General features: G+C 34.5%; 15 protein-coding genes and 1 pseudogene. All 16 read right to left on the bottom strand.

Annotated features, from left to right (window positions below):
• Window positions 1–45 precede the first annotated feature (45 nt).
• Complete coding sequence (gene rplS, locus JOD07_RS11360; protein ID WP_158739082.1) at window positions 46–390, bottom strand: 50S ribosomal protein L19; 345 nt, start codon at window positions 388–390, stop codon at window positions 46–48.
• A 124-nt stretch (window positions 391–514) separates the two neighbouring features.
• On the bottom strand, window positions 515–1,255 hold the full coding sequence (gene trmD / locus JOD07_RS11355; RefSeq protein ID WP_158739083.1) for a tRNA (guanosine(37)-N1)-methyltransferase TrmD: 741 nt from the start codon (window positions 1,253–1,255) through the stop codon (window positions 515–517).
• Window positions 1,255–1,767, bottom strand: coding sequence for a ribosome maturation factor RimM (rimM, locus tag JOD07_RS11350; RefSeq protein WP_158739084.1), 513 nt, complete (start codon window positions 1,765–1,767; stop codon window positions 1,255–1,257). Before rimM ends, trmD begins: the two co-directional genes overlap by 1 nt.
• A gap of 90 nt (window positions 1,768–1,857) precedes the next feature.
• Window positions 1,858–2,088 (bottom strand): KH domain-containing protein, encoded by a 231-nt coding sequence (locus tag JOD07_RS11345; protein WP_158739085.1) that lies wholly within the window; start codon window positions 2,086–2,088, stop codon window positions 1,858–1,860.
• 26 nt (window positions 2,089–2,114) lie between these two features.
• Window positions 2,115–2,360: a 30S ribosomal protein S16 gene (rpsP, locus tag JOD07_RS11340; RefSeq protein ID WP_158739086.1), complete on the bottom strand. Its 246-nt coding sequence runs from the start codon at window positions 2,358–2,360 to the stop codon at window positions 2,115–2,117.
• Window positions 2,361–2,400: 40 nt separating this feature from the next.
• Entirely contained in the window at window positions 2,401–3,735 is a 1,335-nt protein-coding gene (gene ffh, locus JOD07_RS11335) for a signal recognition particle protein (RefSeq protein WP_204614035.1), read from the bottom strand.
• 16 nt (window positions 3,736–3,751) lie between these two features.
• A complete protein-coding gene (gene ylxM, locus JOD07_RS11330) occupies window positions 3,752–4,108 on the bottom strand; it encodes a YlxM family DNA-binding protein (RefSeq protein WP_158739088.1) in 357 nt (118 codons plus the stop codon).
• Window positions 4,109–4,199: 91 nt separating this feature from the next.
• Window positions 4,200–5,165, bottom strand: coding sequence for a signal recognition particle-docking protein FtsY (gene ftsY / locus JOD07_RS11325; RefSeq protein ID WP_334296493.1), 966 nt, complete (start codon window positions 5,163–5,165; stop codon window positions 4,200–4,202).
• Window positions 5,166–5,508: 343 nt separating this feature from the next.
• Window positions 5,509–9,093: a chromosome segregation protein SMC gene (gene smc / locus JOD07_RS11320; RefSeq protein ID WP_158739090.1), complete on the bottom strand. Its 3,585-nt coding sequence runs from the start codon at window positions 9,091–9,093 to the stop codon at window positions 5,509–5,511.
• Window positions 9,094–9,097: 4 nt separating this feature from the next.
• Window positions 9,098–9,802: a ribonuclease III gene (rnc, locus tag JOD07_RS11315; protein WP_158739091.1), complete on the bottom strand. Its 705-nt coding sequence runs from the start codon at window positions 9,800–9,802 to the stop codon at window positions 9,098–9,100.
• A gap of 58 nt (window positions 9,803–9,860) precedes the next feature.
• Complete coding sequence (acpP, locus tag JOD07_RS11310; RefSeq protein WP_158739092.1) at window positions 9,861–10,097, bottom strand: acyl carrier protein; 237 nt, start codon at window positions 10,095–10,097, stop codon at window positions 9,861–9,863.
• 71 nt (window positions 10,098–10,168) lie between these two features.
• Complete coding sequence (plsX, locus tag JOD07_RS11305; protein ID WP_158739093.1) at window positions 10,169–11,167, bottom strand: phosphate acyltransferase PlsX; 999 nt, start codon at window positions 11,165–11,167, stop codon at window positions 10,169–10,171.
• Window positions 11,168–11,262: 95 nt separating this feature from the next.
• Window positions 11,263–11,439 carry a 50S ribosomal protein L32 gene (gene rpmF / locus JOD07_RS11300; protein WP_158739094.1) on the bottom strand — a complete coding sequence of 59 codons (177 nt, stop codon included), beginning with the start codon at window positions 11,437–11,439 and terminating at the stop codon, window positions 11,263–11,265.
• 60 nt (window positions 11,440–11,499) lie between these two features.
• Window positions 11,500–12,003 carry a YceD family protein gene (locus JOD07_RS11295; protein WP_158739095.1) on the bottom strand — a complete coding sequence of 168 codons (504 nt, stop codon included), beginning with the start codon at window positions 12,001–12,003 and terminating at the stop codon, window positions 11,500–11,502.
• Between the two features lie 62 nt (window positions 12,004–12,065).
• Window positions 12,066–13,262 (bottom strand): acetate/propionate family kinase, encoded by a 1,197-nt coding sequence (locus JOD07_RS11290; RefSeq protein ID WP_158739096.1) that lies wholly within the window; start codon window positions 13,260–13,262, stop codon window positions 12,066–12,068.
• Window positions 13,263–13,319: 57 nt separating this feature from the next.
• A pseudogene (locus tag JOD07_RS11285) lies at window positions 13,320–13,775 on the bottom strand (phosphate acyltransferase); the annotation flags it as partial.
• Window positions 13,776–13,863: the final 88 nt, after the last annotated feature.

Genomic DNA, 13,863 nt, shown 5'->3' with positions numbered 1-13,863 from the left:
CACCCTTTTCATACACAAAAAGGGACTCTAGAGTCCCCTTTGGTATTAAATAAGTTCTTTTACTTTTGCAGCTTTACCTATTCTGGAGCGGAGATAATTTAATTTAGCTCTTCTAACTTTACCTTTTCTTACAACTTCAATTTTTTCAATGTTTGGTGAATGGAGAGGCCATGTTCTTTCAACCCCTACACCATAAGAAATTCTTCTTACAGTGAAGGTTTCACGAATTCCTCCATGTTGTCTTTTCATAACAATTCCTTCAAACATCTGTAATCTTTCACGATTTCCTTCTTTTACTTTTGCATATACACGAATAGTGTCACCAACATTAAAAGGAGTAATATCGCTTTTTAATTGTTCGCTTTCGATTGCCTTAATAATTTCGTTCATAAGTACCCTCCTTCCATCTTAGACGTTCATACCTACATATTTTTTAGGCAGAGGACCGCCCGTACTCACAATTAAGAAGTATAGCATAACATAAGTCGAATTGCAACGGTATTTTATTAATTTATTAACGGAAATTGTCCATTTTTAATTGATTGATATACTTTATATCTTCAGGAGTTAAATCTGCTTTTTCTAAAAGGTCCGGCCTTTTTAGCCATGTACGCAAAAGAGACTGCTCTCTTCTCCATTTTTCTATTTTTGCATGATTGCCCGATAATAATACTTCAGGAACTTTTCTGTCTTTAAAGACAGGAGGTCTGGTATATTGAGGATATTCCAACAAGTGATTTGAAAAAGATTCTTCTTCAAAAGATTCAACTTTTCCCAGCACTCCCGGAATCAATCTGGATACGGCATCTATAACCACCATGGCAGCCAGTTCCCCACCAGTGAGTATATAATCCCCAATAGATATTTCATCCGTAACAATTTCATCAATTACTCTTTGATCAATTCCTTCATAATGTCCACAAAGTATAATCAGATTTTCTTCTTTAGCCAAATCTTTTGCTATGGATTGAGAAAAAGTTTTTCCCTGAGGGGACATATAAATGACCCGTGGGGTGGAGATCTTTTTTGAAACAATGCTGTGGTAAGCATCGTATATGGGCTGAGGCTGCATAACCATTCCCGCTCCGCCACCATAAGGGTAGTCGTCTACTTGCTTGTGTTTATTTCCTGCAAAATCTCTGATATTAATGCATTCAATATTAATTTTATTCTCAGACTGAGCTTTTCCAATAATACTATGGGACATGGCGGATTGAATCATTTGCGGAAATAAAGTAAGAATATAGAAATTCATCAGTCTCTCAATCCTTCCAGTAATGATACCACCATTTTTTTATGATCCAAATCCACATTCAATATACAGTCTTTAATTGCAGGTATAAGCAAGTCCTTAGTTTCTCCTTCTTTTCTAACGACATATACATCATTGCTGCCTGTAAAAATAATATCAGTGATTTTTCCCAAATATTCGTCATGATCGGTGTATACATCTATGTCATACAAATCTCCAATGTAGTATTCATCTTCCTCTAAAGGCAGTGCAAATTCCCTTGGAATTTTGATGATACTGTTCTTTAAAGTTTCTCCTTCAGTCATTGAGGAGATTTCTTTTAGTTTTAATATAACAAATTGTTTATGATACCAGACTTTTTCAATCGTATATTTTTTAAGTTCATTTCTGCTTTCAATATATATTTCTTTTAACAACTCAAAACGTTTTGGATCATCTGTTGTGGGGATTACTCTTAAGTCTCCTCGAATCCCTTGAGTATTAACAATTTTGCCGATTTCTATATAGGCAGACAATAATAACCCTCCTTAGGTTTGGTTTCTCAGAAGCAAGATGTATTTTTTTACTTCGCAAAAAAGGTTAGGAGATTACCCCCTAACCTTAATTTATTGTAAAATTTCAACGACTACTCGTTTATTTTCGCGAGTTGCAGCCGCTTTCACTACTGTGCGAATTGCTTTAGCAATTCTTCCTTGTTTTCCAATAACTTTTCCCATATCCTCAGGTGCAACTTTTAATTCGAGAATAACAGAACGTTCTCCTTCTATCTCATTTACTTCTACAGCTTCGGGATGATCCACTAAAGCTTTAGCAATCATTTCAACGAGATCTTTCATAATTAACACCTCCGCAACTCTTTTGACTATTGGAGTATATTAGCTTTCTTAAGTAAAGCTTTCACAGTGTCGGAAGGTTGAGCACCATTTTTAAGCCATTTTTGAACAAGCTCTTCATTTACTTTTAATTCAATTGGATCTTTTGTTGGATCATAATATCCAACTTCTTCAATAAATCTTCCATCTCTTGGAGATCTTGAATCTGCAACAACAATTCTATAGAAAGGAGCTTTTTTTGCACCCATTCTTCTTAATCTCATTCTAACTGCCATTTCTTTTTCACCTCCTTAGCAAAATATACAGCAATTTATATTACATAAAAGGAAGCTTAAATTTTCCTTTTTTGCCTTTGGTCATATCTGATAATTGCTTCATCATTTTTCTCATTTGCTCAAACTGTTTAATCAGTCGATTGACTTCCTGAAGATCCCTTCCACTTCCAGCAGCAATTCTCCTCTTTCTTGAGCCGTTTAAAATGGAAGGATCTTCTCTTTCTTCCTTAGTCATAGATTTTATAATGGCTTCTATATGGGCAATTTCTTTTTCATCAACTTCAATGTCACCTAATTTTTGCGTATTCATACCAGGGATCATTCCCAGTATTTGATTTAGTGGCCCCATTTTCTTAACTTGCTGCATTTGCTCTAAAAAGTCATCAAAATCAAATTCCATCTTTCGGAACTTTTGCTCCAAGGCAGATACCTTTTTTGCATCAAAACTCTGCTGGGCTTTTTCGATAAGCGTTAATACATCTCCCATTCCCAGTATTCTTGAAGCCATTCGGTCAGGATAAAAAGGCTGAAGATCTTCTAATTTTTCCCCTAAACCAACATATTTTATTGGTTTTTGAGTAACTGACCGCACAGATAATGCTGCTCCTCCTCTGGTGTCTCCATCCAATTTGGTGAGGATTACTCCGTCAATTCCCAATTTTTCATTGAAACTTTCGGCAACATTAACTGCATCCTGACCAGTCATTGCATCTACTACAAGAAGAATTTCCTGGGGCTTTACAGCAGATTTGATTTCCTCTAATTCATTCATCAATTTTTCATCTATATGGAGGCGACCAGCGGTATCGACAATCACGACATCATTATGGTTGGCCTTTGCATACTCCAGTGCAGCTTTGGCAATTTCAACCGGTTGCTTAGAATCCTCTATAGAAAATACAGGAACTCCTACCTGAGAACCAACAACTTGAAGCTGTTTGATCGCTGCAGGACGATAAACGTCACAAGCTACCAATAAAGGTTTTTTCCCCATCTTTTTTATTTGCCCACCCAGTTTACCGGAAGTAGTTGTCTTTCCGGCCCCCTGTAAACCTACCATCATATATACAGTAGGAGGCATGCTGGAAAAGGTCAATTTGCTTTGGGTACTTCCCATCAGATCAATTAATTCTTCATGTACAATTTTAATAACTTGCTGTCCTGGGGTTAAACTTTCTAAAACTTCTTGACCAACTGCTCTCTCTTTTATCTTATCTATAAATGATTTAACAACTTTAAAGTTAACATCCGCTTCTAATAGTGCTAATTTTACTTCCCGCAGTGCAGCAGTAACATCTTTTTCTGTCAACTTCCCTTTACTTTTTAATTTTTTAAAAACATCTTGAAGCTTGTCGGACAAACTTTCAAAAGCCATGGATCAAGCCTCCCAATCATTCATCTAATATTTTATATGCAATCTGTTTCATATCACCAATCTGAGTTTTGATTTTTTGCGGGTTATTAAAGTCTTTTTCTATCTCATCCATGATTTGAATCATTTCTTTAATACGCTGCTTATTTGCGAGAAAACGCTCAACCAAATGCAAGGTTTCTTCGTACTGAAATAAAATATTTTCAGAACGCTTTAACGTATCATAAACTCCTTGTCTGCTGATTTGGAGTTGTTCAGCAATTTCAGCCAAAGATAAGTCATTTTGATAATACAACTCGAACACATTTTTCTGTTTGTCAGTTAACAGTTCTCCATAAAAATCATAGAGAAGAGTGATTCTTAAAATATTATCCATAAGATCACCTTATAATTTTATACAGGTGTAAAGTAATTACCCTTTACGTGACTATTCTATAGAAAAAGCACTACTTTGTCAAGTGAAATTTTTACAAGGAGTCATTATTTTCTTCTGCAAACAAGGCATTAGCAAATTCTTTAGGATTAAAGGGCTGCAGATCATCGATGCCTTCTCCTACACCTATGTATTTTACAGGAATATTCATTTCTGAATTGATTGGGATAATGATACCGCCCTTTGCTGTTCCATCTAATTTTGTTAAAATTATTCCTGTAATATCTGCAACTTCTTTAAATAGTTTGACTTGTTGCAATGCATTTTGACCAGTTGTTGCATCAAGCACTAACAAAACTTCTTTTCGTGCTTCGGGATACTCTCTGCTGATTACTCTGAATATTTTTCTTAACTCCTCCATCAGATTCTTTTTGTTATGAAGTCTTCCAGCAGTATCACAGATTAATACATCAATTTTTCTGGACTTGGCCGCTTGTACTGCATCAAAGATCACTGCTGCAGGATCTGAATTTTCCTGATGACGGATAACATCTACCCCCGCTCTGTTACCCCATACTTCCAGTTGGTCTATAGCTGCTGCACGGAAAGTATCTGCCGCCGCCAGCAATACTTTTTTATTTTGCTGCTTCATATGATGAGCCAGCTTACCAATTGTCGTTGTTTTGCCAACGCCATTCACACCGATTACTAAAATAACAGTAGGGCTTTCATCGATATGAATTTCATGATCTCCTTGTTCAAGAAGGGTTGAAATCTCATCAATAAGAAGTCTTTTAAGTTCTGAAGCTTCAGTGATTTTTTGCTCTTTTACTTTTACTCTTAACTCATTAATAATTTTAAGTGTAGTTTCTACACCTATATCCGCCATAATAAGAGCTTCTTCTAATTCCTCAAATAATTCCTCATCGATCTTTTTAAAGGACTTAAGGACTTGATCGATTCCATCCATAATGTTGCTTCTTGTCTTAGTAAGTCCTTTAACCAGTTTAGCAAAAAAACCTACTTTAGGCTTAGGATTTTCCTCAGTTGTTTCTTCAATTCCTTCTTCATTTGTCTCCTGATCAATTTCTTCACTGATACCTTCGTCTGATTCTGAAACATAATCTGTTTCAGGAGCATAGTCTATGTCAATATCTTCAGAAACAAGATTCTCTTCATTGTTTTCAAAATCATCTGCTTTTACTGCTTCTTCTTCCTCTTCATCGGTATCTTGAAAGTCTTCAGGATTCGCTGATTCTGTATTTTCATCTTCTGTCTCTAAAACTTCTTCAATAGAAGCTTCATTTTGCTCTTCTGAATGTTGAAATTCATTCGTTTCTTCATTTTGATTTTTTTCTTTCCCAAACCATTTTTTAAATAATCCCATGATTTCACTCCTTATATTAACTTGCTTCTTCATTTTCCACTACATCAGAAAGCTTTACTGAAACTAATTTCGAAATTCCTTGTTCCTGCATGGTTACGCCATATAAGGTATCTGCTACTTCCATAGTTCCTTTTCTATGTGTAATAACAATGAATTGAGTCTGATCACCAAATCTTTTTAAAAAACGGGCAAAACGATTCACATTTGCATCGTCTAAAGCGGCTTCAATTTCATCTAATAAGCAAAATGGGGAAGGCTTCATTTTTAAAATAGAAAATAATAGAGCGATAGCAGTCAATGCTCTTTCCCCTCCTGATAAAAGCATCATATTTTGAAGTTTTTTACCCGGAGGTTGAGCGATAATCTCGATTCCCGATTCAAGAACATTGTCTTCCTCTGTCAGTTGAAGATATCCTTTCCCGCCTCCAAATAATTCTCTAAATACCTCATTGAAATTAGAAGAAATAACAGCAAAATTCTCTTTGAATTGCTTTTCCATAGAAGCTGTTAATTCCTGAATAATATTACGCAGCTTTTGCTCAGCATTCAATATATCATCTCTCTGAACAGACAAAAATTCATAACGTTCCTTTACTTTTTCATATTCGTTGATTGCTTCTAAATTTATATGGCCCAGGCTTTTGATTTGAGTGATATACTCAGCGGACAGCTTTTTCATTTGAGCAATAGACCCCATATCTTTTTTATAATTTAGAGCAGAGGTATAGGTTTCTTCATATTCTTCCCAGATACGATTAAACAAATTTTCCTGATCCAGTTTAAATTTTGTTTTTTTGTTTTCCAGACGATGTATTTCCTGTTGAATACGTTCAATATTTTCTGTAGTTTTATTGATTTTCTCTTCATATTCCTGAATCCTTACCAAGCGTTCTTTTTTAGATTCCTGCAAAGCATTTTGGCTATTAGTTTTATCTTGTAAAGATAAATATAAATGATCTATTTTACTTTTGTTTTCTTGTATTTCTTGCTGCTTAAATTCAGTTTGCTGATAGCAATTTTTTATTTCTTCTTCTTTTTTATGTTTTTCCAAGATTAAAGCTTGAATCTCATTTTCCAGTCGTTCTATATTTTCACTGATATGATCGTTATTTTGTTCTAAAGAAGAAATCTGAATTTTTAATTCCGTAATGCTTTGAGTTAAGTCTTCTTTTAAAGCCCGTTCACTTTGAATATGGGATTGATGTGTATCTACTTTGCTATGAATTTCTTCAATATCTTTTTCTATATCATTGAGTACTTTAGTTTTTTCGGACAGTTTAGCCAATAAATCTTCATATTGAATATTTAATTGCTCTTCTTCTAATGCAAATTGCTTTTTCTTATTTTCTATTTGCAAAAGAGCATCTTTACACTGTTCAATCTCATGATTTCTTGATACCAACTCAATATTCAGCTCTTGAAGGACTGATTTCTTATTTTCAATTTCGCTTAAATTTTGATTCTTGGTTTCTTCATACTTGATCAAATCTTTTTTTGCTTCTTCTAATGCATCCACAACGGTATTCAACTCACTGGTTAATTCTCTTAATTCTCTTGATCTGGAAAAAATACTGCTTGTTTTTTGATAGATGCTTCCTCCGGTCATAGAACCTCCAGCGTTTAAAACATCTCCGTCCAGAGTAACTAACTTATATTTATGGTCATATTTCTTTGCAATAGCTATTCCACAGTCCAAATCTTTAACAATGATTACTCTGCCTAATAAATAAGAAATAACATTATGATAAATCGGTTCATAACTAATAATTGAAGAAGCAATACCAAGAACGCCTTCTTCTTGCATCAATTGATTTTTTTCTTTACCTAATTCTTTTTCTTTTATCGCAGATAGAGGTAAAAAAGTAGACCTGCCTAATTGATTTTTTCTCAAATATTCAATTGCTTTTTTCGATACTTCTTCAGTAGTAGTAACAATATTTTGCATACTGCTTCCAAGAGCAACTTCGATCGCAGTTTCATATCCTTCGGGAACTTTAACCAGCTCAGCAACCACACCGCAAATACCTTTCCAGGATTCAGGATGCTCTTGTTTTAGCCGCAAAATACTTTTAACGCTTTTACTGAAACCTTCAAACTCTTTTTCCATCTGCTCTAAAATCTGCTGCCTGGATTTGAGTTGATGCATTTTTTCTGTTAAAGCACTTGTATGTCTGTTTTTTTGCTGGATGGCTTCAAGAATCTGTTTATTTTGAACCTTGAGTTCATCTATATCCTTTTGTAAAATCTGGATTTTACTTTGCTTGTCTTCATGAATTTTATTAAGAGCTTTTAAATGAACCTCTTGTTCTTTATATTGACTTTTAATACGGCTTTTTTCTGTTTCAATCTGATTCCTACGATTTTCTATTTGCTCCAAAAGGCCTTTCATTTTTTGAATGTTGCTTTTTAAATCTGAGGACTGATTCATTTTTTCGATAATATCAGATTTAAATCTCTCAATTTCCGTTTCACTGGCAGACAGTAATTTCGTAAGCTCGTTAAAATGATGTTCCTTTTCTTCTAAAATCGCTTTTTTACTTTTTAATTCTAATGTAATCCCATTAGCTTTAAAAGAAAGCTGAACTTTTTCTTCATCTTTTTGAACAACTTTGCCCTGGAGCTGTTCGCATTCGTTTTGAAGTCTTCGGATATCTTGACTTAGATGATGAATTTCCTGAAGAATAACTTTGTTATCTCCTTCTATTTTTTCAATTAAAGTTTTAATATCTGAAATATTATTTTGAATTTGAAAGATTTCTTCTTCCGTCTTATCTATTTCTTGTCGAATTCTGGCGTATTCTTCTTTTTGATCAGACAAAAAATTTTTTTGACGCATTAACTCTTCTTCATTAATAGAAGAGGATTCTTCTAAAGTGGTTAATTCCTTTCTTAATTGGTCTGCTTCTTCAATAAAGATGTTTAAATCAACGATTTTTAGTTTTTCTTTAATACTTAAATATTCTTTAGCCTTTTCTGCCTGAAGGGATAAAGGTTGTATTTGCTTTTCCAGTTCGGAAATGATATCTTCTACCCGTATTAAATTCTGTCTTTCAATTTCTAATTTTTTTTCTGCTTCCAGTTTTCTATTTTTATACTTTACAATACCCACTGCTTCTTCAAATAGGAACCTTCTGTCTTCTGGTTTACTACTGAGTATTCTATCAATCTGACCTTGTCCAATAATGGAGTAACCTTCTTTCCCCACACCTGTATCCATGAATAACTCATAAATATCTCTTAAACGGCAGGAGGTCCCATTGATAGAATATTCACTTTCTCCAGACCTATAAATTCTTCTAGTGATACTTACCTCTCCAAAAGAAATAGGTATTTTCCCATCAGAATTGTCAAAAGTAATAGTAACTTCAGCGAATCCAAGGGGTTTTCTGTTTTGAGTCCCTGCAAAAATGATATCTTCCATTTTTGAGCCTCTAAGAGTTTTTGCACTTTGCTCTCCCAAAACCCATCTAATAGAATCTGCAATATTACTTTTTCCACTTCCGTTAGGGCCGACGACAGCACTTATACCTTTATTGAAATCCAATTTCAAGGTATCAGCAAAGGATTTAAAGCCTTGTATTTCTAATCTTTTTAAATACATAATTTCACCTCATGAATGAATGGAGTGCATTGAAAGCTGCATTTTGCTCCGCTTCCTTTTTGCTTTTACCTTTCCCTTGACCAAGCACAGTGCCATTATGTCTTACTTCAACAAAAAATTCTTTATTGTGATCGGGACCAGTTTCATTGATTGTATGATAGTCTATTGGCGAGGAACTGGTTTTTTGAATTTTCTCTTGCAGTAAGGTTTTATAATCCATGTACATATGATTATTTTTGATGAACTCGATGGACGGAATTAATACTTTTTGTACAAACTTAATGGCACTTTCCATCTTTCCATCAAGGTAAATTGCGCCTAATAAAGCTTCAAAAGTATCTGCCAGAATGGAAACCCGTTCTCGTCCGCCAGATAATTCTTCACCTTTTCCAAGATAAATAAAATCACCCAAATGAATTTTTAAAGCTGCATCTGCCAAGGAGGGCTCACATACTATACTTGCCCGGAGTTTCGTTAATTCTCCTTCAGGCATATCAGGATATTTATGAAAAATATAATCACTGATAATTAAATCCAAAATAGCATCTCCAAGGAATTCTAATCGTTCATTATTAGGAAGATACTGTTTTTTACTTTCATTGGAGTACGAACTGTGTGTCAAAGCCTCAATGATCCAGTTCTTATCTTTAAATGAATAGTCGATGATCTTTTCTAAATCCTCAATTTTTCTGGGATTCGATTTTTTCATTATTTCTTGCCTCCATAAATTTTTTATACAATAATAAAAGTCCCTTTTAGAGGACTTTTTATTCAGAAGCAACTGCATTTTTAATATATTCCACTGCATCACCTACAGTTGTAATTTTTTCTGCATCTTCATTTGAAATTTCCATATCAAATTCTTCTTCTAATGCCATAATAATTTGAAAAATATCCAAGGAATCTGCGCCTAAATCATCTTGAAAAGATGTTTCTTCGGTAATTTCTGATTCTTGAATATTAAGTTGTTCAGCAATAATTTCTTTCACTCTTTTAAGTATCATGTAATCACCTCTTCCAGATTTTATACTTTGATAATAGTATATACTCATTAAGCAGTCAATATGAAAATGCATTATTGGTTTATTTTTTGCTCAATTTGATCTACAATTTTCTGCTCTTTAAATTTTATGGCTTGGCGAATAGCACTTCCAATTGCTTTGGCATTTGAACTGCCATGGGCTTTTACAACTAATCCCTGAAGTCCCAACATAGGTGCTCCGCCATATTCAGTGTAATCAAATCTATTCTTCACTCGCTTAAAAGCTGACTTGGAAAGCAACGCACCAATTTTTGATGACGTGTTTCTTGTGAGTTCTTCTTTTATGATGTCAAATAAAGCAAGCCCAAATCCTTCTGTATATTTTAAAATGATGTTACCTGTAAATGCATCGCATACAATAACATCTGCTTCCCCGTAAGGGATATCTCTTGCTTCTATGTTTCCTATAAAATTAACATCCAATGCCTCAATGAGTGAGTAGGCTTCTTTTGTTAATTGATTTCCTTTTTCTTTTTCTGCACCTACGTTAACCAATCCTACTTTAGGGGAAGAAATACCCATAATTTTTTCCATATAAATCGAACCCATTTGAGCAAATTGAGCTAAATAACCAGGCTTTGAATCCATGTTAGCACCACAATCGATCAACAAAGAAAAACCTTTCTTATTGGGAATAAGAGGAGCAAGAGCAGGTCGTTCTACTCCTTTGATACGTCCCACAAGAAAAGTACCTCCTGCCAAGAGTGCTCCAGTATTTCCAGCGGAAATAAAAGCATCTGCTTCTTTCTGTTTTAAAAGATTTAATCCAACAACCATTGAGGAGTCTTTTTTCTTTCTTATAGCAGTCACAGGAGAATCTTCCATTGTGATGACTTCGGAAGCATGAGCAATGGATATTTTGGATTGATCATAAGTATATTGACTTAATTCATTTTTAATTTGATCTTCGTTTCCAACTAAAATAATTTTGATGTCATCCAGATTTGTCGTTTCAATGCAGCCTTTTACTATTTCACGGGGAGCATGATCACCACCCATGGCATCCACAGCAACAATTACTTGATCTGACATATTATCCTCCATTCTGTCCCAGGGACATTTATTAGGAAGTCAAAAAAAGTTTTTATGTACAATAAAAGACAGCCAAAGCTGTCTTTTAATTTTTACTATTCTACGTCTAATACTACTCTCTTATTATATGTTCCACAAGCTTTACATGCTCTATGAGGCATCATAGCTTCTCCGCATTTTGGACATTCAACCAAATTTGGCGCAGTTAACTTCCAATTTGCTTTTCTTTTATCTCTTCTAGATTTGGATGTTTTTCTTTTTGGTACAGCCATTTCTACACCTCCTTATCCGTCTCAAAACTGCTATAATAGAAAGCACTTAAAGTGGAAGAGTTATTCAGAATCCTTAAACAAAGTCTTTAGAACTGCAAATCGTGGATCATACTCATTTTGGTTACAGTCACACGTACCTTCATTGAGATTTTGTCCACATTGCGAACAAAGACCTTTACATTGTGTATCACATACTATTTTCATTGGTATGTTCAACAAAATAGCGTCAATGAATATTGGTGTTAAATCTATTTCACTTCCACTATTAATTTCATGAATTTCTTCTTCATCGATTGGTTCACTACTGAACTTTTCTTCAATATTTATCGATAAAGAGGTCTCCACTGGTTTTGTACAACGATCACAGTACAACTCTAAAACAGTCGAAAGATTACCTTTCAAATAAAGTACTTTCCCATCATTTGCTATTGTACCAGTAAAATATACAGGCTTAAGAAGTTTTATTTTTCCAGAACTAGATTCTATGAAATCTATCTTTTCTTCAAAAGACAATTCCATAGTTATATCAGGAATTTTAATGATTTTCGATACATTTACTATCATTATATCACTCCTGCAGGCTCACTCTTGATATTATACATACAGGAATATTATTTGTCAATAAATTATTTTTTGAGCAAATTCTTTGTTTCGCGAGCGATCATCAGCTCTTCATTGGTAGGAATCACTAATGTACGTATCTTTGCTCCTTCTGCAGAGAAATCTCTTTCTACACCTCTGCATTGATTTTTTTCTTCGTCAATTTTAACTCCAAGGAACTCTAAATATTTACACACATCTCTACGTACTTCATGATTGTTTTCTCCTAAACCTGCAGTAAAGACTATTGCATCAAGACCGTTCATAGCTGCAGCATAAGCACCTACATATTTTGCAACAATATAATTGAACACATCCATTGTAACCGCTGCTTTTTCATTGCCTTCTTTTACTGCATCTTCAATATCCCTGAAATCGCTGGATATTCCTGACAATCCAAGAACACCGGATTTTTTATTAAGCAAGTTGTCTACTTCTTGAGCAGAAAGGTTTTCTTTATCTTGCAAGTAAGTTACAATTGCTGGATCGATATCTCCACAGCGTGTTCCCATAACTAAACCTGCCAAAGGAGTAAAGCCCATACTGGTATCAACAGATTTTCCATTTTTCACTGCGCATACACTCGCACCATTTCCTAAATGGCAAGTAACAATTTTCAATTCTTCAATTGGTTTTCCAAGCAATTCAGCTGCTCTGTAAGCAACATATTTATGAGATGTTCCATGGAATCCATAGCGTCTGATCTTATGTTTTTCATACAATTCATATGGTATAGCATATAAATATGCGTAATTGGGCATCGTTTGGTGGAAAGCAGTATCAAACACAGCTACCATAGGTGTATTTGGCATCAAATGCTGACAAGCTTCAATTCCAATTAAGTTTGGTGGATTATGTAATGGAGCTAGCTCACTGCAAGCTTCTATCGCTTTTTTAACTTCTTCATCTATTATAACGGATTCGCTGAAGCTTTCTCCGCCATGAACAACTCTGTGTCCAACAGCAGATATTTCATCCATGCTTTTAACAACTCCGTATTCTTCATGGGTTAAAGCATCTAAAACCATTTTTACCGCTTCCTTATGATTTGGCATAGGTGCTTCAATTATGATCGTATCTTTTCCAGAAGGTGTATGTTTAAGTCTGGAACCATCTATACCGATTCTTTCACATAAACCCTTTGCATATACTTTTTCTTCATTCATATTAATTAATTGATATTTAAGAGAAGAACTTCCACAATTAATTACAAGAATATTCATCGATAATCGTCTCCTTAAATGTATACAAAATAATAAAAGAAAATCAGATATTCGTTTTTACTCGGATAATTGAGCCTGAACACAAGTAATTGCAACAACGCCTACGATGTCTTCAGCAGAACAACCTCTTGATAAATCATTCACAGGTTTTGCGATTCCTTGAGTAATTGGACCGTAAGCTTCAGCCTTCGCTAATCTTTGAGTTAATTTATAGCCGATATTGCCTGCATCCAAATCAGGGAATATAAGAACATTTGCTTTTCCTGCTACTTCGCTTCCCGGAGCTTTACTTGCACCAACACTTGGTACGATCGCAGCATCCAGCTGCAATTCTCCATCAACTTTTAAATCTGGCGCCAATTTTTTTGCAATTTTTGTAGCTTCAATAACTTTGTCCACATCAGGATGATTTGCACTGCCTTTAGTAGAGAATGAAAGCATACCCACTACAGGTTCTTCTCCCACAAGAGCTTTAAAAGATTTTGCAGAACTTATAGCAATAGCAGTGGATTTATGTCAATATAGTAGACACAAAAACTCAAATTTTTATGCAGTTTTTCTTAAAGCATCTTCAAGCTGTTGAGGAGTCATATAACCGATA

Origin of the sequence: Defluviitalea raffinosedens, assembly GCF_016908775.1 — a bacterium.
GTDB lineage: Bacteria > Bacillota > Clostridia > Lachnospirales > Defluviitaleaceae > Defluviitalea > Defluviitalea raffinosedens.
Note: the sequence above shows the minus strand (reverse complement) of the source record. Positions and strands in the feature narration are given on the sequence as shown.